General features: G+C 64.4%; 23 protein-coding genes. 17 read left to right on the plus strand and 6 right to left on the minus strand.

Annotated features, from left to right (window positions below; translation table 11 throughout):
* The first annotated feature begins 58 nt into the window (after positions 1 to 58).
* A complete protein-coding gene (gene gluQRS / locus EN818_RS05865; RefSeq protein ID WP_129553719.1) occupies positions 59 to 934 on the plus strand; it encodes a tRNA glutamyl-Q(34) synthetase GluQRS in 876 nt (291 codons plus the stop codon).
* A 101-nt stretch (positions 935 to 1035) separates the two neighbouring features.
* Here the strand turns inward: gluQRS and EN818_RS05870 are convergent, their stop codons facing one another.
* Complete coding sequence (locus EN818_RS05870) at positions 1036 to 1323, minus strand: hypothetical protein (RefSeq protein WP_095804478.1); 288 nt, start codon at positions 1321 to 1323, stop codon at positions 1036 to 1038.
* A gap of 160 nt (positions 1324 to 1483) precedes the next feature.
* On the opposite strand from EN818_RS05870, the gene EN818_RS05875 reads away from it, so the two are divergent.
* Positions 1484 to 2419: a DMT family transporter gene (locus tag EN818_RS05875; RefSeq protein WP_129553718.1), complete on the plus strand. Its 936-nt coding sequence runs from the start codon at positions 1484 to 1486 to the stop codon at positions 2417 to 2419.
* Between the two features lie 71 nt (positions 2420 to 2490).
* Here the strand turns inward: EN818_RS05875 and EN818_RS05880 are convergent, their stop codons facing one another.
* Positions 2491 to 3342 carry a YihY/virulence factor BrkB family protein gene (locus EN818_RS05880; protein WP_095804480.1) on the minus strand — a complete coding sequence of 284 codons (852 nt, stop codon included), beginning with the start codon at positions 3340 to 3342 and terminating at the stop codon, positions 2491 to 2493.
* Positions 3343 to 3400: 58 nt separating this feature from the next.
* On the opposite strand from EN818_RS05880, the gene EN818_RS05885 reads away from it, so the two are divergent.
* From EN818_RS05885 to EN818_RS05915, 7 genes are all read left to right on the plus strand, one after another.
* Positions 3401 to 4267, plus strand: a complete 867-nt coding sequence (locus tag EN818_RS05885; RefSeq protein ID WP_095804481.1) for an SDR family oxidoreductase — start codon at positions 3401 to 3403, stop codon at positions 4265 to 4267.
* A gap of 24 nt (positions 4268 to 4291) precedes the next feature.
* Positions 4292 to 4483: a twin transmembrane helix small protein gene (locus tag EN818_RS05890; RefSeq protein ID WP_095804482.1), complete on the plus strand. Its 192-nt coding sequence runs from the start codon at positions 4292 to 4294 to the stop codon at positions 4481 to 4483.
* A gap of 16 nt (positions 4484 to 4499) precedes the next feature.
* A complete protein-coding gene (locus EN818_RS05895) occupies positions 4500 to 5081 on the plus strand; it encodes a cob(I)yrinic acid a,c-diamide adenosyltransferase (protein ID WP_095804483.1) in 582 nt (193 codons plus the stop codon).
* Between the two features lie 25 nt (positions 5082 to 5106).
* Complete coding sequence (locus EN818_RS05900; protein WP_095804484.1) at positions 5107 to 5916, plus strand: rhomboid family intramembrane serine protease; 810 nt, start codon at positions 5107 to 5109, stop codon at positions 5914 to 5916.
* Positions 5917 to 6077: 161 nt separating this feature from the next.
* Positions 6078 to 6827: an electron transfer flavoprotein subunit beta/FixA family protein gene (locus EN818_RS05905; protein WP_095804485.1), complete on the plus strand. Its 750-nt coding sequence runs from the start codon at positions 6078 to 6080 to the stop codon at positions 6825 to 6827.
* A gap of 23 nt (positions 6828 to 6850) precedes the next feature.
* Positions 6851 to 7780 carry an electron transfer flavoprotein subunit alpha/FixB family protein gene (locus EN818_RS05910; protein WP_095804486.1) on the plus strand — a complete coding sequence of 310 codons (930 nt, stop codon included), beginning with the start codon at positions 6851 to 6853 and terminating at the stop codon, positions 7778 to 7780.
* A gap of 269 nt (positions 7781 to 8049) precedes the next feature.
* Positions 8050 to 8928: a 3-hydroxybutyryl-CoA dehydrogenase gene (locus EN818_RS05915; protein ID WP_095804487.1), complete on the plus strand. Its 879-nt coding sequence runs from the start codon at positions 8050 to 8052 to the stop codon at positions 8926 to 8928.
* A gap of 18 nt (positions 8929 to 8946) precedes the next feature.
* On the opposite strand, the gene EN818_RS05920 is transcribed toward EN818_RS05915, so the two are convergent.
* From EN818_RS05920 to EN818_RS05930, 3 genes are all read right to left on the minus strand, one after another.
* Positions 8947 to 10908 carry a PAS domain S-box protein gene (locus EN818_RS05920; RefSeq protein WP_245454742.1) on the minus strand — a complete coding sequence of 654 codons (1962 nt, stop codon included), beginning with the start codon at positions 10906 to 10908 and terminating at the stop codon, positions 8947 to 8949.
* 139 nt (positions 10909 to 11047) lie between these two features.
* Positions 11048 to 11686 (minus strand): NrsF family protein, encoded by a 639-nt coding sequence (locus EN818_RS05925; protein ID WP_095804489.1) that lies wholly within the window; start codon positions 11684 to 11686, stop codon positions 11048 to 11050.
* Positions 11683 to 12225 carry a sigma-70 family RNA polymerase sigma factor gene (locus tag EN818_RS05930; protein ID WP_095804490.1) on the minus strand — a complete coding sequence of 181 codons (543 nt, stop codon included), beginning with the start codon at positions 12223 to 12225 and terminating at the stop codon, positions 11683 to 11685. Before EN818_RS05930 ends, EN818_RS05925 begins: the two co-directional genes overlap by 4 nt.
* Before the next feature lie 203 nt (positions 12226 to 12428).
* Between EN818_RS05930 and EN818_RS05935 the strand changes: the two genes are divergently transcribed.
* The 4 genes from EN818_RS05935 to EN818_RS05950 all read left to right on the plus strand — a co-directional run bounded on the left by EN818_RS05935 (position 12429) and on the right by EN818_RS05950 (position 18882).
* A complete protein-coding gene (locus EN818_RS05935; protein WP_095804491.1) occupies positions 12429 to 13436 on the plus strand; it encodes an iron ABC transporter substrate-binding protein in 1008 nt (335 codons plus the stop codon).
* A 172-nt stretch (positions 13437 to 13608) separates the two neighbouring features.
* Positions 13609 to 15186, plus strand: coding sequence for an iron ABC transporter permease (locus EN818_RS05940; protein WP_129553717.1), 1578 nt, complete (start codon positions 13609 to 13611; stop codon positions 15184 to 15186).
* A complete protein-coding gene (locus EN818_RS05945) occupies positions 15183 to 16265 on the plus strand; it encodes an ABC transporter ATP-binding protein (RefSeq protein WP_095804493.1) in 1083 nt (360 codons plus the stop codon). The genes EN818_RS05940 and EN818_RS05945 overlap by 4 nt, the downstream gene beginning before the upstream one ends.
* 178 nt (positions 16266 to 16443) lie before the next feature.
* Entirely contained in the window at positions 16444 to 18882 is a 2439-nt protein-coding gene (locus EN818_RS05950) for an EAL domain-containing protein (RefSeq protein WP_135904130.1), read from the plus strand.
* A gap of 50 nt (positions 18883 to 18932) precedes the next feature.
* On the opposite strand, the gene EN818_RS05955 is transcribed toward EN818_RS05950, so the two are convergent.
* A complete protein-coding gene (locus tag EN818_RS05955) occupies positions 18933 to 19613 on the minus strand; it encodes a TlpA disulfide reductase family protein (protein ID WP_095804495.1) in 681 nt (226 codons plus the stop codon).
* A 35-nt stretch (positions 19614 to 19648) separates the two neighbouring features.
* On the opposite strand from EN818_RS05955, the gene argH reads away from it, so the two are divergent.
* The 4 genes from argH to lysA all read left to right on the plus strand — a co-directional run bounded on the left by argH (position 19649) and on the right by lysA (position 22939).
* The gene (argH, locus tag EN818_RS05960) at positions 19649 to 21049 is read left to right on the plus strand and encodes an argininosuccinate lyase (RefSeq protein ID WP_095804496.1); all 1401 of its coding nucleotides are present in this window, start codon (positions 19649 to 19651) and stop codon (positions 21047 to 21049) included.
* 11 nt (positions 21050 to 21060) lie between these two features.
* Positions 21061 to 21324 (plus strand): hypothetical protein, encoded by a 264-nt coding sequence (locus EN818_RS05965; protein ID WP_095804497.1) that lies wholly within the window; start codon positions 21061 to 21063, stop codon positions 21322 to 21324.
* Between the two features lie 87 nt (positions 21325 to 21411).
* A complete protein-coding gene (locus tag EN818_RS05970) occupies positions 21412 to 21618 on the plus strand; it encodes a lipoprotein (protein ID WP_095804498.1) in 207 nt (68 codons plus the stop codon).
* 52 nt (positions 21619 to 21670) lie between these two features.
* The gene (gene lysA, locus EN818_RS05975) at positions 21671 to 22939 is read left to right on the plus strand and encodes a diaminopimelate decarboxylase (RefSeq protein ID WP_095804499.1); all 1269 of its coding nucleotides are present in this window, start codon (positions 21671 to 21673) and stop codon (positions 22937 to 22939) included.
* The last annotated feature ends 47 nt before the right edge of the window (positions 22940 to 22986 follow it).

The following is a 22986-nucleotide window of genomic DNA, read 5'->3' on the forward strand; positions in this document are numbered from 1 at the left end:
CCGTTTCCAAAACTATCAACCGGCTGAAGCGCCTGACAACCCGAATGCCGCCTTGGACATGACACTGCTGACATTCCGCTTCGCGCCGAGCCCCAATGGCGAATTGCATCTCGGCCATGCCTATTCGGCGCTGCTCAACCAGCAGATGGCGGCGCGAGCGGGCGGGCGCCTGCTGCTGCGCGTCGAGGACATCGACGTCACCCGCTGCACGCCGGAATTCGAGGCCGGCATTTTTCGCGACCTGGAATGGCTGGGGCTGGCCTGGGAGAAGCCGGTTCGGCGCCAGTCGGAGCATTTCGCCGAATATGGCACCGTGCTCGACCGGCTGATCGCCGAAGAACTGGTCTATCCTGCCTTCATGAGCAGAGGCGAGATCCGCGCCTTCATTGCCGAGACCGAAAAGCAGGGCCGTGATTGGCCGCGCGACCCCGATGGCGTGCCGCTCTATCCTTCTTTGGACAAGGCTTTGCCGGTCAAGGAGCGCAAGCGCCGCATTGCCGAGAACATGCCATTCGCCTGGCGGCTGGACATCGAAGCGGCCGTGGCCCGCGCCTCACCTCACCTGTCGTGGACCGAATTCAACGACGAAACCATGAGCACGACGCAAATCGTCGAAGCGAGACCGCAAGTCTGGGGTGACGTCATCGTGGCCCGCCGCGACATCCCGACCAGCTATCACCTCGCCGTCGTTCTCGACGACGCGCTGCAGGGTGTCAGCCATGTCGTGCGCGGGCAGGACCTCTATTCCGCGACCGGCGTCCAGCGGCTGCTGCAGGAACTGCTCGGCCTGTGGCCGCCACGCTATTTCCATCACCGCCTGATCCTCGGGCCGGACGGCAGGAAGCTGGGCAAGAGTCTGAAGGATACCGGCCTTGCCGCGCTCCGGCAGGCGGGCGTGTCTGCGCAGGACGTCAAGCGGCTGGTCGGGCTTTGATTGGCGCAGTTCGCCGTTTCAGGAAACGGGAAACCGCTCTATCTCACTGTTTTGAGGCAATTCCGCACGGAAAACCGCTTCGCCCGTTTTCTGGAGTTGCCTTAGAGGCGCGCCAGCCCGGCCTTGATCAGCGCCGTCACGCTGATGAAGGCGAAGGCGCCGCTCAATCCCCAGGCAACCGCAAGTCTGAGGTCCCTCAGGCTGATGCCATGTTCATTGGCGACGATGACAGCAACGAAGAAGCCCAGCGTGAAGAGCAGCGTGTTGCCGGTCGAGCCGAAACCGTCTTCTTTCATGATGGCATCGAGCGCGGTGCCGAAGAAGAAGCCGAAGACGGCCACCGACGCAACCGCGAACAGCAACCAAGTCGAGTCGAGATGCAAAAGCATGCTTGCTCCATGGCGTTTCTCAACGCCATGCCCCCGTTGGCACCATCTGTTGAATTCTAATGAGCTTATGGATCAACCATTTCATTTTGCTTGCCGAAATGATCGGCATTAGAGCAATTGCCATCATCATCTCTTCACTGCGGCCAGGCCTATCCCGAAAATGCAAAGCATCAAGCGGTTCATCCCCGCCTCCTTCGTCGTCCTGTGGGCAACCGGCTTCATCGGCGCTCGCTATGCTATGCCATGGGCCGAGCCCTTCACTTTCCTCTCCATTCGTTTCGTGCTGGCGGCGATCCTGCTCGCCGCCCTGACGGTCGCGCTCGGTTCGCGCAGGGCGACCCGCGCCGAGGCCCTGCACGCCACCACCGCCGGCGTCCTCATGCATGGCGTCTATCTCGGCGCGGTGTTCTGGGCGATTCACCGCGGCATGCCGGCCGGGTTCTCGGCGCTGATCGTCGGCCTTCAGCCGCTGATCACGGCGGTGCTCGCCGGAAAATTCCTGGGTGAGGCGATCCTGCCCCGCCATTGGGCCGGCCTCGCGGTCGGGCTGGTCGGCGTGGTCATTGTGCTTTGGCCGAAGCTCGGCGCCATCGGCGGCGGCGTCACCGCCGCGACGCTGACGGCTTCGCTCGTCTCGGTGCTCGGCATGAGCGCCGGCACCATCTGGCAGAAGCGTTTTGCCTCAGGCGGCGACCTGGTGGCGGCCACGATGTGGCAATATGTCGGCGGCTCCGCCCTGATGATCCTGGGCTCGCTCGCCTTCGAAACGCGCACCATCACGCTCAACGGCGAGTTGATCTTTGCCATGGCATGGCTGGTGCTGGTGCTGTCGATCGGCGCCATCTTCCTGCTGATGGTGATGATCCGCGACGGCGAGATGTCCAAGGTGGCGTCCCTTTTCTACCTGGTTCCGGCGGTCACCGCCGTCATCGCCTGGGTCCTGTTCGGCGAACAGCTCAATCTGCTGCAGATCGTCGGCATGGCGATCGCCACGCTGGGCGTCGGCCTGGCGACGGCGGGGCAGGCGAGAGCAAAAGAGGAATTGAAGAACCGAGGAACTGAGGAACTGAGGAATTGGAGAAAAAGGCGACAATGACTGGCGCTTTGTTCTTCTTCAGTGCTTCAGTTCCTCAGTTCCTCAGTTCCTCAGTTCCTCAGCTCCTCAACTCAACCGACCCGCGCACGGGCCTCGAGATAGCGGCTGATGGCGGCATTGAGCTCGCCGCCGAGGATGAAGATGGCCGAGATGATATAGAGGAAAACCACCGCGATCATGATCGAGGCGAGCCCGGCATAAGTCGTCACATAGGATGAGAAATGGTCGAGATAGGTGGCGAAGATGGTCGAGCCGGCCAGCCAGGCGACCAGCGTGAACACGATGCCGGGAACGATCGAGACGAAGCGGCGCTTGCCGGCCGGCAGCCAGATATGCACCGAAAACAGGCCGATGATGATGACCGTCGAGGCGATCACGTAGCGCCATATGGTGATCGTGCCCATATAGGGCCTGATCCATTCGAAATGCGCTTCCGCCAGCCGCGCCAGCAGCGGCGCGAACACCAGGAGCACGCTGACGGCCAGGAAGCAGGCCGTCGCGATCAGCACGAAGATGATGCTCTGCACCCGCCGATGGATGATGCCGCGCGTCTCGGTCATTCGGTATGCGCGGTTGAGGGACGTCCGCAGCGCCTCGATGCCGTTCGAGGCGAAGTAGGCAGCAAGCAGCACGCCGAAAGTCAGAAGATCGGTGCGACGCACGGTGAGCACGTTCTGCACTTCGCGCGCGATGGGCTTGGCGATCTGCTCCGGCCAGGTGTCGAAGACCAGGTGCACGGCCGTGTCGGCGAAGGCGCGCGCGCCGAGAAAGCTTGCCAGGGTGGTCGCAAAGATCAGGAACGGAAACAGCGCCATCAGCGAGGTGATCGCCAGATGGCTGGCCATCGCCCAGCCGTCGTCAGTGTTGAAATGGCCGATCGCATCGTAGAGCACGCGCTTGACTGCTACGATATTCCTGAGCAAGGACCCGCGCTCCGCTCAATTGTGTCGACGCCGCGAATATGGGAAGTGATTGCGGCAAATGGCAACCCCAGGTGAAACCACGATTCCCTCCGCGAAAGAGTTGCGCACCATTATCGTCACCGGCGCCTCTTCCGGAATAGGCGCCTATTGCGCGCGCGCCTTGAAGGCGGAAGGCTGGCGCGTGTTCGCCACGGCGCGCAAGCCGGCCGACATTGCCGCCCTCGAGGGGGACGGGATCGAGGGCTTCTATCTCGACTATCGCGAGGCTGATTCCATCGCCGCCTTCGTCGATGGCGTGCTGGAGCGCACCGGCGGCACGCTCGGCGCGCTTTTCAACAACGGCGCCTACGCGCAGCCGGGCGCGGTCGAGGACCTGCCGGTCGAGGCGCTGCGCGAGCAGTTCGAAGCGAACTTCTTCGGCTGGCACGACCTCACCCGCCGCATCGTGCCGATCATGCGCCGCCAGGGTCACGGGCGGCTCGTCCATTGCTCCTCGATCCTCGGCCTGGCCCCTGTGCGCTTTCGCGGTGCGTATTCGGCATCGAAACATGCCGTCGAAGGCCTGATGCTGTGCATGCGCCAGGAGCTTGAAGGCAGCGGTATCCACCTCTCGCTGATCGAGCCGGGTCCGGTGACATCGAAGATCGCCAGCAACGGCCTGGCCTGGTTCCTGAAGAACATCGATGTCGAGAACTCGGTCCACCACGCCGACTATCAGGCGCAGTTGGCCCGGCTGCGCGCCGGCGGCAGCGTCTCGCGGCTGAAGGCCGGACCGGAGGTGGTCCATGCCGCCTTGCGCCACGCGCTTCTGTCGCAGCGCCCTCGCCCACACTATGTGGTAACCGTGCCGGCCAGAATCGGCGTGCTGCTCAAGCGCATCCTGCCGGCTTCAGCGCTCTACCGCGTGCTCGCCAGGCGAGCCTGACCGAAACCGAACTGGAGCCCGCCCATGGCAACCGTCTTCAACATCCTGGCCATCGTCGTCATGGTCGCCGTTGTCATCGTGCTGATCCGGGGGCTCATCAACATGATGCGCGGCGGGTCCGGCATGACCTCGAACAAGCTGATGCAGGCCCGCGTGCTGCTGCAATTCGTAGCCTTGGTGCTGATCATGCTGACGGTGTATTTCAGCCGCAAATGACGCGAAAGAGGAAGGCGTGGTCAAGCTCAACAAGATCTACACGCGCACCGGCGACGACGGCACCACCGGACTTGGCAGCGGCGAGCGCCGGCTGAAATCCGACCTGCGGGTCGATGCTTACGGTACGGTGGACGAGGCCAATGCCTGCATCGGCATGGCGCGCCTGCACACCGGGGGGCAGCATCCGGTCATCGACGCCATGCTCGCGCGCATCCAGAACGATCTTTTCGATCTCGGCGCCGACCTTGCCGTGCCGGACCAAGGCAAGCCTCTGGACTATGAGCCGTTGCGCATCGTCGCCGCGCAGACCGAGCGCGTCGAAAACGATATCGACCTGCTCAACAAGGACCTGCAGCCGCTGAAATCCTTCGTGCTGAACGGCGGCGCGCCGGCCGCGGCGGCTCTTCACCTTGCCCGCACGGTGGCGCGGCGTGCGGAGCGCATCATGGTGGCGCTGGCGCAGGATCCGGCCGAGCACGTCAACCGCGAGGCGCTCAAATACATCAACCGCGTGTCGGACTTTCTGTTCGTCGCCGCCCGCGCGGTCAATGACAACGGAAATGCCGACGTGCTATGGGTTCCCGGCAAGAACCGCTGACAGTCCTGCGTGGCGGGAGGATCCGATGTTTATCCCGCTCTACGATACCAACAGGCTGCGCCACATCCGCCTGCAATATGTGACGATCGGCCTGATCGCGGCGAACGCGCTGATCTATCTGGCGACCGCGATCGGCGGCGAGAACTTCACCAATGCGGCGGTGCTTGGCCTTGGCTTCATTCCCTCCGTCGTCCACGACAAGGTCGAGCTCTCTCCCGAATTCGTCGTCATCCCGGAAAGCCTCAGCTATCTAACATACTCGTTCCTGCACGCCGACATCTTTCATCTCGGCGGCAACATGCTGTTTCTGTGGGTATTTGGAGACAATGTCGAGGATGCGCTCGGCCACATCCGCTACCTGATCTTCTATCTCGCTTGCGCGGTCGCCGGCGCCTTCTTCCAGGGCTTGGTGGCCTGGGATTCGCAGGTGCCCTTGATCGGCGCCTCGGGCGCCATTGCCGGCGTGGTCGCCGCCTACCTGATCCTCTATCCGAGGGTGAAGGTCTGGGTGTTGGCCTTTGCGCGCATCCCGCTGCGCATTCCCGCCTTCATTCCGCTCATCCTCTGGATCCTGTTCCAGATCGTGATGTTTGTCGCGGGCGGCGAGGACCGGGTTTCGTGGGCCTGCCACATCGGCGGCATCGTCGCCGGCTCCATCCTGGTGTTGGTGCTGCGCAGCCGCGGCGTGCCGCTGCTGGCCGGTGCCGACGGTGAGCCCGAGCCCACGCCGAAGATCCAGCAGGCCCCCGTTCCGACCGAACCCACCGCGAATGCCGGCAGTGCCGCGCAGCCGAAGCCGCAATGGGGCCGTGGATCAGTTTCCCCCCAGGACTGAACCGATTTGAGTGCGCTGTGGGATATTGACGCGCCGGATTGCCGCAACTACGGAAACGCCACCACCGGACGGATATTTCGCCCGCAATGTCGGCTTTCGACAACTCTGACCAGGCGCACGCTGCTATAGCGCGCCGACTATCTCAGGAGAGGTGACAGGAAATGAAGATCCTTGTGCCCGTGAAACGGGTTGTGGATGCGAACGTCAAGGTTCGGGTGAAGGCCGATGGCCTTGGCGTCGAACTTGCCAACGTCAAGATGGCGATGAACCCGTTCGACGAGATCGCCGTCGAGGAAGCGATCCGCCTGAAGGAAGCCGGCAAGGCCGAGGAGATCGTCGTCGTTTCGATCGGTCCGCAGCAAGCGCAGGAAACGCTGCGGACCGCGCTCGCCATGGGTGCCGACCGCGGCATCCTGGTCAAGACCGACGAGCAGGCCGAGCCGCTGGGCGTGGCCAAGGTCCTGAAGGGCGTGGTCGAGGCCGAGAAGCCCGGTCTCGTCATCCTCGGCAAGCAGGCGATCGACGACGACTCGAACCAGACCGGCCAGATGCTGGCGGCGCTGCTCGGCTGGGCGCAAGGTACCTTCGCTTCCAAGGTGGAACTCGCCGGCGACCATGCCAAGGTGACGCGCGAGGTCGATGGCGGTCTGCAGACGGTGCAGCTGAAGATGCCGGCGATCGTCACCGCCGACTTGCGCCTGAACCAGCCGCGCTATGCTTCGCTGCCCAATATCATGAAGGCCAAGAAGAAGCCCCTCGACGAAAAGAGCCCCGCCGACTACGGCGCCGACGTCAAGCCGCGCCTGAAGGTGATCAAGACCGAGGAGCCCGGCGGCCGCAAGGCGGGCGTCAAGGTCAAGAGCGTGGCCGAACTGGTCGAGAAGCTCAAGAACGAAGCCGGCGTGCTCTGAGCGATCGGGAAAGGAACAAGACAATGGCTATTCTTCTGATTGCCGAACACGACAATGCAAGCCTTTCCGACCAGACCGCCAAGGCGCTGTCGGCTGCGCTGCAGATCGGCTCGGATGTCGACGTGCTGGTTGCCGGCAAGGGCGCCAAGGCAGCAAGCGACGCCGCCGCCAAGCTGAAGGGCGTGCGCAAGGTGCTCTTGGCTGAGGCCGACGAGCTTGCCGAGCGTCTGGCCGAGCCGCTGGCGGCCCTCGTCGTCTCGCTCGCCGGCTCGTACGACACGATCATTGCCGCGGCGACCTCGTCGGGCAAGAACGTTGCGCCGCGCGTGGCCGCCTTGCTCGACGTCGCCCAGGTGTCGGAAATCATCGAGGTGGTCTCGCCCGATACCTTCAAGCGGCCGATCTATGCCGGCAACGCCATCCAGACCGTGCAGTCGACCGACGCCAAGAAGGTGATCACGGTGCGCACCGCCTCCTTCTCGGCCGCCCCGGAGGGTGGTTCGGCCTCGGTCGAAACGGTCGGCGCCGTCGCCAACCCCGGCCTCTCCTCCTTCGTCGAGAACAAGCTCTCCGAGAACGACCGTCCGGAGCTGACCTCGGCCAAGATCATCATCTCGGGCGGCCGTGCTCTCGGCTCCTCGGAGAAGTTCCAGGAAGTCATCTTGCCGGTCGCCGACAAGCTCGGCGCCGCCGTTGGCGCATCCCGCGCCGCGGTCGACGCCGGCTACGCCCCGAACGACTGGCAGGTCGGCCAGACCGGCAAGGTGGTGGCGCCCGACCTCTACATCGCCGTCGGCATCTCCGGTGCAATCCAGCACCTGGCCGGCATGAAGGACTCCAAGGTCATCGTGGCCATCAACAAGGACGAGGAGGCGCCGATCTTCCAGGTTGCCGACTACGGCCTCGTCGGCGATCTGTTCGTCATTCTGCCGGAACTGCAAAAGGCGCTTTGACGGCTTCTGCTCAGGCATATTAAAATCCAAAGGGTGGGGTAGACGAAGTCGCCCCGCCCTTTTAGTTTGCACTGCACAAAAAGAGGCCATGAAGGCACAAAGCAATTCCGGGAAAGATGCGTGGCGGTTTTCCGCCCGGAATTGCGACAGACAATGAATGCAATTTCAGCAAAACGGCGCAGCGGTTTTGCGTCTGGAATTGCGGGAAACAACAAGGCAGCGTTTCTTCGCTTCGAAGAAGCGGAAATGCTCCAGACGGGATCGGGGTAATGAGCAAGATCGAGACGATCGGCATTGTCGGTGCGGGCCAAATGGGGGGCGGCATCGCCCATGTTTCGGCGCTGGCCGGCTACAAGGTCCTCATTCACGACGTCTCATCCGACCGCATCGAGAAAGGCATTGCCACCATCAGCGGCAACATGGCGCGCCAGGTCGGGTCCGGAAAGCTGGAGGAGAAGGCCCGTAACGAGGCGATGGCGCGCATCTCGTCGGCCTCAACGATGGCCGACCTTGCCGCTGCCGATCTGGTGATCGAGGCGGCGACCGAGGATGAGACGATCAAGCGCAAGATCTACGCCCAGCTCTGCCCGCAGCTCAATCCGGAAGCGATCCTGGCGACCAACACCTCGTCGATCTCGATCACCCGCCTTGCCGCCCAGACCGACCGGCCCGAGCGCTTCATCGGCATCCATTTCATGAATCCGGTGCCGGTGATGAAGCTGGTCGAGCTGGTGCGCGGCATCGCCACCGAGGACCAGACCTTCGAGGCGGCCAAGACCTTCGTAAAGCAGCTGGACAAGACGATTACCGTTTCGGAGGATTTCCCGGCCTTCATCGTCAACCGCATCCTGCTGCCGATGATCAACGAGGCGATCTACACGCTTTACGAAGGCGTCGGCACGGTCGATGCCATCGACACGGCCATGAAGCTTGGCGCCAACCACCCGATGGGACCGCTGCAGCTCGCCGATTTCATCGGCCTGGACACCTGCCTGTCGATCATGCAGGTGCTGCATGAGGGCCTGTCGGATTCGAAATACCGCCCCTGTCCGCTGCTGGTCAAATACGTCGAGGCCGGCTGGCTCGGCCGCAAGACGGGTCGCGGCTTCTACGACTATCGCGGTGAACATCCGGTTCCGACGCGTTGATCTTCGCTCGGCTTCCCCTCAGGAGGCCACGGCAAGCGGTGTCGGCGCGAGGCTTTCGCTGATGGCCTCGTCCGGCGCCGCCGAGACGCATCCGCGTCCTGCCGCCTTGGCGACATAGCAGGCGGCATCCGCGCGGGCGATGATCTCGTCCACCTCGCCGCAGCCGGCGCGGATCGGCGCCAGCCCGATGCTGGCGCCGATCGAATGCGGGCGTCCGTCCCACTTGAAGTTCAAGTTGCGGATGGCGTCGATGATGGACCGCGCCGCGCTCTCGCCACCGGCGGACGATCCCGACTTCAGGATGACCGCGAACTCGTCGCCGCCAAGGCGTGCGACGATGTCCTCGGGGCCGAGCACGCTGCGCACTGCGTCGGCGACGCGCTTCAGCAGCGCATCGCCCGCGGCGTGGCCGCCGGTGTCGTTCACCGCCTTGAAATGGTCGAGGTCGATGAACATGAACTGATGGGCGCTGCCGTCTCGCAGGCTCTGATCGATCAGCCCTTCCATGGTTTGGATGAAGCTCGGGCGGTTGGCCAATCCGGTCAGCGCGTCGTGGGCCGCGGCATAGGCCAGCTGGCGCTGCAGCGCTCGCGCGTCGGTAAAATCCTGGAAGACGATGACCAGCCCGCAGAACTCGTGGCGGTCGTTCATGATCGGAGACACGACCTGGCGGATGCTGCAGCGCGTTTCGTCGCGACGGATCAGCACGGCGCGGCTGTTCTGGTCGATGGGGCCCAGGCTGCCGGCCGCGGGCCGTGCCATGCCGATCCGCTGCCCGGTTTCCTCGTCGACCGCCCAATAGATGTGGCCGAGAGTCTTGCCCAGCGCCTCGGCGGCGGCAACGCCCGTCAGCTTTTCGGCCACCGGATTCATGAAGGTGATGCGGTTGGCGGCATCCGTGCAGATCACCGCGTCGCCGATCGATTGCAGGGTGACCCTGAGACGCTCCTTCTCGTCGGCCAGCATCGCCGCCGAGACCATGAGACGCGCTTCGGCCTCCTTGCGCTGGGTGATGTCGGTCAGGCTGCCGATGGCCCTGATGAGCTTTCCCTCGCTGTCGCGCTCGATCGCCTTGCCGCGGTCGAGGATCCATATCCAGTGGCCATCCTTGTGACGCATCCGGAACTCCGCCTCGAAGTACGGCGTTTCGCCGGCTAGATGCGCCCGGTCCGCTTCGGCCACCAGGGCGCGGTCGTCGGGATGGATCATCGTCAGCCAGCGATCCGGGTCGCCGTCCATTTCGCCATCCGCATAGCCCAGCATGTTCGCCCAGGTCGTGGAATAGGTCGTGCCGCCCTTGCGCATGTCGAGGTCCCAGACGCCTTGCCCGGCGCTGGTCAGCGCGAAATTCCAGCGGGTCTCCGCTTCGGCGATGCGCGCCTCCGCCTGCTTGCGTGCGTCGATATCCTCGATCTGGGAGACAAGATAGAGCGGGCGATCGGTTTCCTCTTCGCGGATCACCGATCCGGCAAGCTGCGCCCACACGGGCGTTCCGTCCTTCTTGAGGTAGCGCTTTTCGAAATGGAAGGAATCGATCTTGCCATCCTTGAGAGCGAGCATCGTCTCCCTTCCGATCTGTAGATCCTCGGGATGGGTGATCTGGAAGAAGGTCAGCGCCTCGATTTCCGCGCGGCTGTAGCCGAGCATGGCGGCAAAGGCGGGATTGGTCTGCAGGATGCGGCCGTCGAGACCGACGATGGCGACGCCGATCGCCGAGTCTTCCATAGCCCGGCGGAAGCGCTGCTCGCTCTCGGCGATCTGACGGCGGTCGTCGGCGATCTGCCGGATGAACATTGCCGCGAGAAACACCGCGCCTGCCGCCATGGCAATCGAGAGCTGGAGGCAGAGTTTCAGCGTCTCGGCGCCAAGTTCCAGCCGCGGCGACAGGACGGCAGTGGCCGTGGCGATCACGCTGGCCGTCACCAGCCCCGGCGCGGCATACCTTTCCGCCCGAAGAGCCTTCCAGTTCAACCGCCTCACAATGCGTTCCACCCCTGCGTCTGCACGTTCCGATAGAACCTTCGCCGATCGATTTTAAGGAATGGTTGCACCCACGGCAGCGGCTGGCCGGTCAACCGGCAAACAATTTCCGACATGATTAAGGATCGGTTGCGCGGCCTTACCAGCGCACGAAGAACCGGCCTCCGATCGCGCCGAGCGCGGCCAGAAAGGCGATTGCGATCGTGTACCAGGTGGCGACGAACAGCGGCGAATCGTCGAAGCAATGCGCCGCATAGAAGGTCGCCGCCAGCCCGCCGGCGAGCAGGCCGGCGACCGCGCCGGCCAGCACGGGACGCGCCGGCGCGCCATAGCGCAGCATCCACAGGAAGATCGCCAGCGGGCCGACGCCGATCAGCGGGATGAACGCCATGCAGATCATCATGTTGGACCCGACAAGCCGCCTGCCCCATTCGGCCTCGGGCACCGCAAGAAGCTCCAGGACCACCGCAACCACGACGAGCAACGGCGCGGCGACCATCCAGGCCATCGCCCGTCGCGTGGAAGCACCAGGCGTGGACAGCGCGCGGCTCAGCGCGAAGGCGGCGGCGGCGAGCACGATCGTGAAGACGAATTTGGCGAGGAAGCGCATCGTGTGCGCGGCCGCCATGAAGTCGGGGCGCGGGCCGATGGTCATCCAGAATGCCGCCGCCGCGATTACGGCGGCCCCGGCAAGCGCCAACAGCCAGGCCGCGTTTAGCGGCATCGCCTTGCTGCGCGCATCGGCGTCGAGCGCCCTGATGAGATCCTCGGTCCTCATGTCGATTGTCGTCCGAACCTCTTCGCGATGGCGGCAAGGCCGCGGTGCAGCGAAACGCGCACTGCCGTCTCGCTGACCCCCAGCTTGGACGCTGTCTCTCCGATTGAGCGGCCTTCGACCGAGATCGCCGAGACCACCGAGCGTTGTGCCGGGGGCAAGCCGTCGAGGGCGCGGTTTATGTCGCGCTCGCTGACCGTCTCGCTTTCCGGCTCGGCGAATGTTTCCGCGATCTCGTCGATCTCGATCTCGATGCGGCGCCCGCGACGGCGGAACGCGTCGATGAGCTTGAAACGGGCGATCGCGTAGACCCACGGCAGAACCGCGGCGTCCTCGCGCCATGTATGCCGTTTCACGTGAATGGCCAGCAAGGTTTCCTGCACGACATCCTCGGGGTCGACCCCGCCCTGTACGATCTTGCGCCGGACAAAGCCGCGAATGAGAGCGGCTATCCGGTGCAGAAAGTCCGCGTAAGCCCTTTCGTCTCCCGCGATCGCGGCTCTGAGGAGCCGGGAGAGCTCGGCCTCGTCCTTGCCGGTCACAAGAGTTCACCCCCGAAATTCGCGCTGCGGCCCTGGTTTGTTACGTGGCCGGCGAAATAATGTCCAAGCCAAAGTGCCGGGAAATCACGAAAGTTTGCGCCCCGGCGACCGAATGAAGCAGGGCCGCAATGTTGACTATTATATTCAGGTATAGGTAGGTGCAGCCGAGCCTGATCCATGTCTCCAAATTGAGGACGATGCCCATGAAACTATCGTTTTCCACCCTCGCCGGCGCGACCGTGCTGGCGCTCAGCCTGGCGGCGGGCCCGGCCCTTGCCGAGGACGCAGGCATCGTCGTCTACAATGCCCAGCATGAGAGCCTGGCCAAGGAATGGGTGAAAGGCTTCACCAAGGAAACCGGCATCAAGGTCACGTTGCGCAACGGTGGCGACAGCGATTTCTCCAACCAGATCGTTGCCGAAGGCGCGGCATCGCCTGCCGACGTCTTCCTGACCGAGAATTCGCCGGCCATGACGCTGGTCGAGGCGGCGGGGCTGTTCGCGCCGGTCGATGCAGACACACAGGCCCAGGTTCCGCAGGAGTACCAGCCCTCGAGCGGCAAATGGGTCGGCGTTGCCGCCCGCAGCACCGTCTTTGTCTACAACAAGGACAAGCTCAAGGAAGACCAATTGCCCAAGTCGCTGCTTGATCTTGCCGATCCGAGCTGGAAAGGCCGGTGGGCCGCCTCGCAGGCTGGCGCCGATTTCCAGGCTATCGTCAGCGCCTTGCTCGAACTCAAGGGAGAGGCCGCGACCGCCGACTGGCTGAAGGCGATGAAGACGAACTTTACCGCCTACAAGGGCAACAACACGGTCATGAAGGCCGTCAATGCCGGCGAGATCGATGGCGGCGTGATCTATCACTACTACTATTTCGGCGATCAGGCGAAGACCGGCGAGAACAGCAAGAACGTCGGCCTGCACTATTTCAAGAACCAGGATCCGGGTGCCTTCGTATCGGTCTCCGGCGGCGGCGTGCTGGCTTCCAGCAAGCATCCGAAGGAGGCGCAGGCGTTCCTGAAGTGGATCACCGGCAAGGGCGGCCAGGAGGTGCTGAAGAACGGCACGTCCTTCGAATATGCGGTCGGCAAGAGCGCCGCGTCCAACCCGAAGCTGGTGCCGCTCGCCGATCTGCAGGCGCCGAAGGTCGATCCGGCGAAGCTGAACTCGAAGAAGGTGACCGACCTGATGACGGCAGCCGGCTTGCTTTAGTTCGCGCAGGTCCTAAAAGGGCAGCCGACCGTGCTCCTGCGGGAATTCGCTTTCCGCGGGAGCGTCTTGTTTTGGAGGTAGCGTCGTCGATGACGAACAGCTGCGTTTGGAGCCGCTTCCGCGGCTCGCCCGATCGCTTCCGCCACTCGGCGACTGCCAGGCTGTCTGCCTGATGCATTCGGCGATCGGCGTCCCGCATGCAGGCCTGCCGGCTGCCGGACTGCGGCAGCGCCGGCGGTCCGTGTCCTGGACCCTGCTCGCGGCGGCGCTGGTGTCGATGATTGCCCTGCTGCCGCTTGCCTTTATCGTCTGGGTGGCGATCCAGACCGGCTGGGAGACGGTGGCGGCGCTGATCTTCCGTCCGCGTGTTGGCGAGCTTCTGGTCAATACCATCCTTCTCGTCGTGGTGGCGGTTCCGATCGCCATCGTGCTGTCGGTGGCGCTGGCCTGGCTGACCGAGCGCAGCGACCTGCCCGGCCGGCGCTGGTGGTCATGGCTGTCGGTCGCGCCATTGGCCATTCCGGCCTTCGTCCATAGCTATGCCTGGATCAGCCTGGTGCCGGGCCTGCACGGCCTGGGGGCTGGCGTGCTCATCTCCGTCATCGCCTATTTCCCGTTTCTATATCTGCCCATTTCCGCGGCGCTGCGCCGGCTGGATCCCGCGCTGGAAGACGCCGCCGCCGCTCTTGGCCTCGGGCCCTGGCGCGTCTTCGCACGCGTCGTGCTGCCGCAACTGAGGCTGGCCATCTGCGGCGGCGCGCTGCTGGTCGGCCTGCATCTGCTCGCCGAATATGGCCTTTACGTCTTCATCCGTTTCGACACCTTCACCACGGCGATCGTCGATCAGTTCCAGTCGACCTTCAACGGCCCGGCCGCCAACATGCTGGCCGCGGTGCTGGTCGCCTGCTGCTTCGTCATGCTCGGCCTCGAAGTGCTGGTGCGCGGCGAGGAGCGCTACGCCCGCGTCGGCTCGGGCGCCGCGCGCCAGCAGCAGCGCACCCGCCTCGGCCGGGCCGCGCTCCCTTGCCTGATGCTGCTTGCCGTCACCGCGCTGCTCTCGATCGGGGTGCCCTTCGTCACCGTCGGTCGCTGGCTGCTGGCCGGTGGGCTCGAGGTCTGGCGCTGGGATGAAATCGGCCTGGCGCTGGGCCAGACTCTCGTCCTGGCGCTCGCCGGCGCGCTGCTTGCCACCGTCGCTGCCATGCCGATGGCATGGGTCTCGATCCGCGCGCCGGGCCCTTTGCAGCGTCTTCTCGAAGGCTGCAACTACATCGTCGGATCGCTGCCGGGCGTGGTGATCGCGCTGGCGCTGGTGACCATTACCGTGCGCGTCGCCATGCCGCTCTACCAGACGCTGTTCACCATCCTGTTCGCCTATGCCCTGATGTTCCTGCCGCGTGCGCTCATCAGCCTGCGCGCTTCGATCGCCCAGGCGCCGGTGGAGCTCGAGCGCGCCGCCTCGAGCCTCGGCCGCCCGCCCCTCAAGGCGCTGTGGTCGACGACGATCCGCCTCTCGGCGCCTGGCGCGGCCGCCGGCATGGCGATGGTTGCGCTCGGCATCACCAACGAGCTCACCGCCACGCAGATGCTGGCGCCGAACGGCACCCGAACGCTGGCGATGGCCTTCTGGTCCTACAGCGGCGAGATCGACTATGCCTCCGCCGCGCCCTACGCTCTGATCATGGTGGCGATGTCGCTGCCGATGACCTGGCTGCTCTATGTCCAGTCGAAGCGGATGGCCGGACGATGAGCTTCCTCGAACTCAGCGGCGTCGCCAAGCAGTATGGCCGGGTTGCAGCGCTCGCCGGCGTCGATCTGAGCGTGCCGAGCGGCAGCCGCACCGCGATCGTCGGACCCTCCGGCTGCGGCAAGACGACCCTGCTCAGGCTGATCGCCGGCTTCGAGGCGCCGGATCGCGGCCGCATTTCGCTCGACGGCAAGGTGCTCGCCAATGGCGGTGCCGCCGTGCCGGCGCATCGCCGCGGCATCGGTGTCGTCGCGCAGGACGGTGCCCTGTTTCCGCATCTCACCATTGCCGACAATATCGGCTTCGGCATGGCGCGCGGCGAGGACAAGCGCGCCGAGCGCATCGTCGAGCTGGCCTATATCGTCGGGCTCGACAAGGCGATCCTGAAGCGGCGGCCGCATCAGCTCTCCGGCGGCCAGCAGCAGCGCGTCGCCCTTGCCCGCGCCATGGCCATGCGGCCGCGGCTGATGCTGCTCGACGAGCCGTTCTCGGCGCTCGACACCGGGCTGCGCGCCTCGATGCGCAAGGCGGTGGCCGAGCTGCTGGAGGAAGCCGGCATCACCACCATCCTCGTCACCCATGACCAGGCCGAGGCGCTGTCCTTCGCCAGCCAGGTGGCGGTGATGCGCGACGGATTGTTCTCGCAAGTCGGCACGCCGCGCGAGCTCTATTTCCAGCCCAAGGACAGGATGGTCGCCGAATTCCTCGGCGACGCCATCATCGTGCCGGCGAGGATCGCCGACGGTTTTGCCATTTCGCCGCTCGGCCGCATCGCCGTCGACACCGCCGAACGGCGTGACGTCGCCCGCATCATGCTCAGGCCCGAACAGGTCCTGCTCAAGCGCACCTCTCAGGAAGGCATGTCTGGCACGCCGGAAATGCTGTTCGGCGAGGTGACGGAATCGGAGTTTGCCGGCTCCATCTGCACGATTGCGGTCAGACTGCTCAACAGCCCCGATCCGCCCGATGCGGCCGCGATCGGCAACACGCCGCTCATCCTGCGCAAGCCGGGCATGGACGCGCCCGCCATCGGCGAGATCGTGCGACTCACCGTTTCGGGCAAGGCGCACGTTTTTCCCTGACCCAGCGCGGTCGCGGCTCTGCGCGCCTATTGCCGCTGACCAGAGCGGCCAGTTATTCTTATATACAACCTGAAAAGACACGCTGTGGTTGCAGATGAATTAATCGATTGTTCAGCCGTTGGGCACTATTGATAGTCGCATTGCCCTTGATTGAAGCGGGAAGATCAGGTGATGCAAGATGTTGACAGTCTATAACTGTATCGTGCTTGAGCATGATCTGAGACTGGTGGCACTTGCAGCGCTGATTTGTGGTATCTCATCTTTCTCCGCGGTTAACCTTCTTCGCCATGTAGAGCAATCGACGAACAGAAATCGCCATGCCTGGCTGATGATTGCCGCAGCTTCGACCGGATTCGGCATATGGGCGACGCACTTCATCGCCATGATCGCCTTCACGCCCGGGATACCAAACGCCTACAATGCGGAGCTTTCCGCGCTTTCCCTGGCCGCCGCCATTGTCCTGACTGCCGCCGGAATGTGGATAGCCACCGTGCGCGGCGGGATCGATCACTACCTTGTCGGCGGTGCCGTGCTCGGAGTCGGCATCGCGACCATGCATTATACCGGCATGGCGGCTTTCGAGGTGCAGGGCAGGATCGTCTGGAACCAGCTTCTGGTCGCGGTTTCGCTGGTCGCCGGCGTCACGCTTGCCGCGCTGGCGCTGTTCGTCGTGCTGCGCCGTCCCTCGACATTGGCGACGGCCGCGGCCGCCGTCCTGCTGACGTTGGCCATCTGCACGCTCCATTTCATCGCCATGGCTGCCGTCTCGATCTTCCCGGACAGCTCGATCGAGATTTCCAAATACACCATCGAGCCTATGTCTCAGGCCTTCGCCGCCGCAGCGGCAAGTCTGGTCATCCTGGTGCTCTCGGCCGCTGCACTCTGGATCGATCTGCGTTTCCGCCGCCACAGGGTCGAGGCCGAACGCATGCACGGGCTGGCCAATGCCGCCGTTGAGGGCCTGATCGTCTGCGACGGTGCACGCATCGTCAGCGCCAATGACAGCATCGCGGCTCTGAGCGGCATCGCCGACGAAACATTGAATACGATGAGCCTTGGCGACCTGTTCGGCGAGCGTATCGCCGCCAGCATCGCCGGCGGCAACGGCCAGGCGCAGGAGACCGAGTTGCGAGGCCATGACGGATGCCGCATCCCCGTCGAACTGATCGCCCGGACCATCGACTATTGCGGCAGGCCGCACAATGTTGTCGCCGTTCGCGACGTCCGCGAGCGCAGGAAGGCCGAGCAGGAGATCCTGCGGCTGGCGCACTACGATCCGCTGACCGGCCTCGCCAACCGCCGCAGCTTCACCAGCCGGCTCGAGGCCGAGATCGCTGCGGCAGGTCGCGGCGGCACGGGCAGCCAACTCGCGCTCATGCTGCTCGATCTCGACCGGTTCAAGGAAGTGAACGATCTCTTCGGCCACGCGGCCGGCGACGCGGTGCTGCAAAGAACCGCGCAATGCGCTTCGAGCGTGCTCCGTCCCGGCCAGATGCTGGCCCGCCTGGGCGGCGACGAGTTTGCCATCATTGCCCCGAACCTTTCCGATCCGCAGGCCGCCGGCCGCATCGCCGAGACGGTGCTTTCCGCCCTGCGCGAGGAAAGCCGGCTGTCGCCCGGCGCCGAGTTCGTGTCGGCCAGCATCGGCATTGCCCTTTTCCCGCTCGACGCCGATGAGCAGGCGGCGCTGGTCAGCCACGCCGACACCGCGCTTTATCGGGCAAAGGCCGAAGGCAAAGACACCTATCGTTATTTCGAGGCATCGATGGGCGCGGAGGCGCGCGACAAGCGCGTCATGGAACATGATCTGCGCCAGGCGGTGGCCCGCGACGAGTTTCGCCTCGTCTACCAGCCGCAGAAGGAGATCAGCAGCGGCAGGATGATCGGGTTCGAAGCCCTGCTCCGCTGGCACCATCCGCAGCGCGGCGACATCCCGCCGGCCGTCTTCATTCCGGTGGCCGAAGACAGTGGCTCCATCGCCCAGATCGGCGAATGGGTGCTGGCGACGGCTTGCGAGGAGGCTGCGCGCTGGAAGAATCCGCTGACGGTCGCCGTCAACATTTCGGCGGTTCAGCTCCACAACCCGAATTTCAGCCGCAAGGTGCACGAGATCCTGCTGCTCTCGGGCCTTCCCGCCGGTAGGCTCGAGCTCGAAGTGACGGAAACGGCGCTGATCAAGGACATGCCGCGCGCCCTGGCGACCTTACGGCAGGTGAAGGCGCTGGGTGTCCGCGTGGCGATGGACGACTTCGGCACCGGCTATTCTTCGCTGTCCAACCTGCGCGCCTTTCCATTCGACAAGATCAAGATCGACGGTTCCTTCGTCAAATCCGTCGACAGCAACCGCCAGGTCGCGGCCATCGTGCGCGCCGTGCTCGGACTGGGGCGTGGTCTCGGCCTGCCGGTTCTGGCCGAGGGCGTCGAGACGCTGGACGAACTGCGCTTTCTCGATGCCGAGGAGTGCGCGATCGGACAGGGATATTATCTGGGCAGGCCGGGCCCGATCGAAACCTTCGCAGAGTTGACCGGCACGCCGGCACCGGCAGGCGGTCACGCCGCGCCTCGCGGTGGCGGCATGCTCACGCTGCAGCCCGCCGCCGCCCTGCGCTCAAGCTGACTTTGTGGCGTGACGGACTACGAACAACCGACGGATTGCTTTTCCGATGTTCACCGTGCCAGCGCGGCTTCCACCAGTCGCCTGGCGTCGGGGCTCGACCATTCCGCCGGGCCGTTCATATGCGCGATCAGGCAGCCTTCGCCGTCGATCAGCATCGTCACCGGCAAGCCCAGCGCCAGTCCCCGCGCCTTGGTCTCGTTGAACAGGCCCATGGTCGAATCCCGGTAATAGCCGAGCGTTTCGACGCCGATCTCCTTGAGGAATTTTTTCGGCTTGGCGTCGTCGCCGGTGTCGACATTGACGGCGACGACCTCGAAGGCATCGCTGCCCTTTTCCTTCTGCAACGTGTCGAGCGCCGGCATTTCGGCGCGACAGGGCGCGCACCATGTCGCCCAAAGATTGAGCAGCATCGTCTTGCCAGCCCGGTCGGCGATCGTCATCGGCTTGCCGTCGGGACCATTGAAGGCGAGGCTCTTCAGCGACTGGGGCGGGTCCGCCGGCTGCAGCGCCGCCACCTGCCCGACCGCCTTCGCCGCGATTTCCTTGGCGCGGCCCGCCTTGGTCTTGCAGGCGGCATCGTCCTTGCCGTCGGCTGCTGCCGCCTGGGTCTGGGCGTTGTTGCCAGAACCGCTCTCGCTGACATATACCGCGACCGCGCCGGCCAGCACGCCCGCCACCAAAGCGGCGAGGATCAGGCGCGGGGCCGGGAAGAATCGATTACCGTCTGCCATTTTCTCAAAACTGTTCCGGAGCACGGGTTATAGCGATGAGCGACAAGAAGGCCAGCAACCAGATGTGGGGCGGACGTTTTGCCTCGGGTCCGGCCGCGATCATGGAAGCGATCAACGCGTCGATCGGGTTCGACCGCAAGCTCTATGCGCAGGACATCCGCGGATCGATCGCCCATAGCGAGATGCTAGCGCAGACGGGCATTATTTCCGCGGCCGATCAAGAAAAAATCGCTCACGGCCTGAACACGATCCTGAAAGAGATCGACGCCGGCCAATTCGAATTCTCGACCCGGCTCGAGGACATCCACATGAATGTCGAGGCGCGCCTCGCCGATCTGATCGGCCCGGCCGCCGGGCGCCTGCACACGGCTCGCTCGCGCAACGACCAGGTGGCGGTCGATCTCAGGCTCTGGGTCAAGGAAGAATGCCAGCGCGTCCTGCAGGCACTGAAGGACCTGATTGCCGCCTTCCTGGAGCGCGCCGAAGAACATGCGGCAACGGTGATGCCGGGCTTCACCCATATGCAGGCCGCGCAGCCGGTGACCTTCGGCCATCACTGCATGGCCTATGTCGAGATGTTCGGCCGCGATCTTTCGCGTGCCCGGGACGCCATCGAGCGCATGGACGAAAGCCCGCTCGGCGCGGCCGCCCTTGCCGGCACCAGCTTCGTCATCGACCGCCATATGACTGCCAAGGCGCTGGGCTTCCGCGAGCCGATGCGCAATTCCCTCGACAGCGTCTCGGACCGCGACTTCGCGCTCGAATTCCTGTCGCTCGCCGCGATCTGCGGCACCCACCTGTCGCGGCTTGCCGAGGAGATCATCATCTGGTCGACGCCGCAATTCGGCTTCATCAGGCTGTCGGACTCCTTCTCCACCGGCTCTTCGATCATGCCGCAGAAGAAGAACCCGGACGCCGCCGAACTGGTGCGCGGCAAGACCGGCCGCCTCAACGGCCACCTCGTCGGCCTGCTGACGGTGATGAAGGGCATGCCGCTCACCTACGGCAAGGACATGCAGGAAGACAAGGAATCGGTCTTCGACGCCGCCGAGACCCTCGACCTGATGCTGGCTGCAACAACCGGCATGGTGCGCGACATGACCGTGAACGCCGCCGCCATGAAGAAGGCGGCCGGCGCCGGCCATGCCACCGCCACCGACCTTGCCGACTGGCTGGTGCGCAATCTCGGCCTGCCGTTCCGCGAGGCCCATCACGTCACCGGTCGCGCCGTGGCGCTCGCCGAGGAGAAGAAGGTCGGCCTGGAGAAGCTCTCGCTGGAGGATCTGCAATCGATCCATCCCGGCATCACCGAGGGTATCTTTTCGGTGCTTGCCGTGCAGAATTCGGTGAAGAGCCGCGTCAGCTTCGGCGGCACCGCGCCGTCCGAAGTGAGGAAGCAGATTCGCTACTGGAAAAAGCGGCTGGCGAAGGCGTGAAGGGCTGAGGGATGCAAACCGACGAGATTTTCAAACGCTACAGCGGCCAAAAGTCCAACCTGAGTCTGGCCGTTCTCCCCGACACCGACGGTGGCGATACAAAGATCCTCATACAAGGGTCCGCGCGGGCGTTGCATCTTCTCGCAGAGCTTATCCTAGCGGTTGCTGATGAGAAGGCTAACGACGGCTTCGGCATAGGTCCCAAAAGCGCCGGGAGTTTTCACTTTTCCGCCACGTCTGAGTTTGGCGTGTACATTCACCGGCTGGATGAATAACGAGGCCTGATTTTGCCAGGATGCATTGCGCTCAGAACTCGGCTAAAAGCGGCAGCACAAGAAAGACAGTTTGGAACGGATGGATCGATGACCGGAAGCAGGATTTTGGTGACGCTCGCGTTGCTGGCAGCGGTTGTCACCGTCACGGCCTGCGGCAGGAAAAGCGGCCTCGACACCCCGTATGAAGCGGCCGAGCAGGCGCGCAAGGATGCGGAGCGGGAAAAGCAGCCGCTGCCGCCCGAGCCGGAAAAACCGGTCAAGGACAAGAAGTTCATCCTCGATCCCTTGCTCTAGAGCCGAGGAGATCGCTCGATCTCATCGCGCTCCAACTGACCGGAATACTCTCGTGAACCATTTCGACTACCGTGACGGCGTTCTGCACGCCGAAGATGTCGCGATCTCGGACATCGCGGTCGAGATCGGCACGCCCTTCTACTGCTATTCGACGGCGACGCTTACCAGGCATTTCCGCGTCTTCAAGCAGGCTTTTGCCGGCCTCGACGCGCTGGTCTGCTACGCCATGAAGGCCAACTCCAATCAGGCCGTGCTGAAGACGCTCGCCAGGCTGGGCGCCGGCGCCGACGTCGTCTCGGAAGGCGAATTGCGCCGCGCATTGGCCGCCGGCATCCCGGCAAGCAAGATCCTGTTTTCAGGCGTCGGCAAGACCGCGCGCGAAATGGACTTCGCACTCGCCGCCGGCATCCTCTGTTTCAACGTCGAGTCCGAGCCGGAGTTGGAGCTGCTTTCGGACCGCGCCGTAGCGCTCGGCAAGGTGGCGCCGGTCTCGCTGCGCATCAATCCGGATGTCGACGCCAAGACCCATAAGAAGATCTCCACCGGCAAGGCCGAGAACAAGTTCGGTATTCCCTGGCAGCGGGCACGGCAGGTCTATGCGCGTGCGGCCGAACTGCCGGGCATCAGGATCACCGGCATCGACACCCATATCGGCAGCCAGATCACCGAACTGCAGCCCTTCGACGATGCCTTCGCGCTGCTGGTCGAACTGGTCGGGACGCTGCGCGCCGACGGTCATGCGATCGAGCATGTCGACCTCGGCGGCGGCCTCGGCATCCCATACCGTGTCGACAACAGCCCGCCGCCGCTGCCCGACGCCTATGCCGAGATCGTGCGCAAGCACGTCGCCAAGCTCGGCCTGAAGGTGATGTTCGAGCCCGGCCGGCTGATTGTCGGCAATGCCGGCATCCTGGTCTCCGAGGTGATCTACCTCAAGGAAGGCGACGCCAAGAACTTCCTCGTCGTCGACGCCGCGATGAACGACCTGATCCGGCCGACCCTCTACGACGCCTTCCACGACATCCGCCCGGTGGTGCAGCAGCCCCCGGCCACGCCGCGCCTCACCGTCGATATCGTCGGCCCGGTCTGCGAGACCGGCGATTTCATCGGCCATGATCGCGACCTGCCGAGGCTGAAGTCCGGCGACCTGATCGCCATCGCCACCGCCGGCGCCTATGGCGCGGTGCAGGCGGGCACCTACAACTCCCGGCTCCTGGTGCCCGAAGTGCTGGTCGACGGCGACCGCTTCCATGTCGTGCGGCCGCGCCAGACCTATGACGAACTGATCGGACTGGATTCGCTGCCGGACTGGTTGAAATAGGTCATATTTGCCGGGCGGTCCCGTCCGTGCGGCGGACGTCCATCCGA

This window comes from Mesorhizobium sp. M3A.F.Ca.ET.175.01.1.1, assembly GCF_004791945.1.
Lineage (GTDB): Bacteria > Pseudomonadota > Alphaproteobacteria > Rhizobiales > Rhizobiaceae > Mesorhizobium.

Excerpts from the sequence above, each read along its gene's own strand:
- EN818_RS05890 (WP_095804482.1), top strand. The coding sequence starts at position 4,292 with ATGGCAACCGTCTTCAACATCCTGGCCATCGTCGTCATGGTCGCCGTT.
- argH (WP_095804496.1), top strand. The coding sequence starts at position 19,649 with ATGAGCGACAAGAAGGCCAGCAACCAGATGTGGGGCGGACGTTTTGCC.
- EN818_RS05910 (WP_095804486.1), top strand. The coding sequence starts at position 6,851 with ATGGCTATTCTTCTGATTGCCGAACACGACAATGCAAGCCTTTCCGAC.
- gluQRS (WP_129553719.1), top strand. The coding sequence starts at position 59 with ATGACACTGCTGACATTCCGCTTCGCGCCGAGCCCCAATGGCGAATTG.
- EN818_RS05905 (WP_095804485.1), top strand. The coding sequence starts at position 6,078 with ATGAAGATCCTTGTGCCCGTGAAACGGGTTGTGGATGCGAACGTCAAG.
- EN818_RS05935 (WP_095804491.1), top strand. The coding sequence starts at position 12,429 with ATGAAACTATCGTTTTCCACCCTCGCCGGCGCGACCGTGCTGGCGCTC.
- EN818_RS05915 (WP_095804487.1), top strand. The coding sequence starts at position 8,050 with ATGAGCAAGATCGAGACGATCGGCATTGTCGGTGCGGGCCAAATGGGG.
- EN818_RS05885 (WP_095804481.1), top strand. The coding sequence starts at position 3,401 with ATGGCAACCCCAGGTGAAACCACGATTCCCTCCGCGAAAGAGTTGCGC.
- EN818_RS05970 (WP_095804498.1), top strand. The coding sequence starts at position 21,412 with ATGACCGGAAGCAGGATTTTGGTGACGCTCGCGTTGCTGGCAGCGGTT.
- EN818_RS05900 (WP_095804484.1), top strand. The coding sequence starts at position 5,107 with ATGTTTATCCCGCTCTACGATACCAACAGGCTGCGCCACATCCGCCTG.
- EN818_RS05875 (WP_129553718.1), top strand. The coding sequence starts at position 1,484 with ATGCAAAGCATCAAGCGGTTCATCCCCGCCTCCTTCGTCGTCCTGTGG.
- EN818_RS05955 (WP_095804495.1), bottom strand. The coding sequence starts at position 19,613 with ATGGCAGACGGTAATCGATTCTTCCCGGCCCCGCGCCTGATCCTCGCC.
- EN818_RS05945 (WP_095804493.1), top strand. The coding sequence starts at position 15,183 with ATGAGCTTCCTCGAACTCAGCGGCGTCGCCAAGCAGTATGGCCGGGTT.
- EN818_RS05940 (WP_129553717.1), top strand. The coding sequence starts at position 13,609 with ATGCATTCGGCGATCGGCGTCCCGCATGCAGGCCTGCCGGCTGCCGGA.
- EN818_RS05925 (WP_095804489.1), bottom strand. The coding sequence starts at position 11,686 with ATGAGGACCGAGGATCTCATCAGGGCGCTCGACGCCGATGCGCGCAGC.
- EN818_RS05950 (WP_135904130.1), top strand. The coding sequence starts at position 16,444 with ATGTTGACAGTCTATAACTGTATCGTGCTTGAGCATGATCTGAGACTG.
- EN818_RS05870 (WP_095804478.1), bottom strand. The coding sequence starts at position 1,323 with ATGCTTTTGCATCTCGACTCGACTTGGTTGCTGTTCGCGGTTGCGTCG.
- EN818_RS05965 (WP_095804497.1), top strand. The coding sequence starts at position 21,061 with ATGCAAACCGACGAGATTTTCAAACGCTACAGCGGCCAAAAGTCCAAC.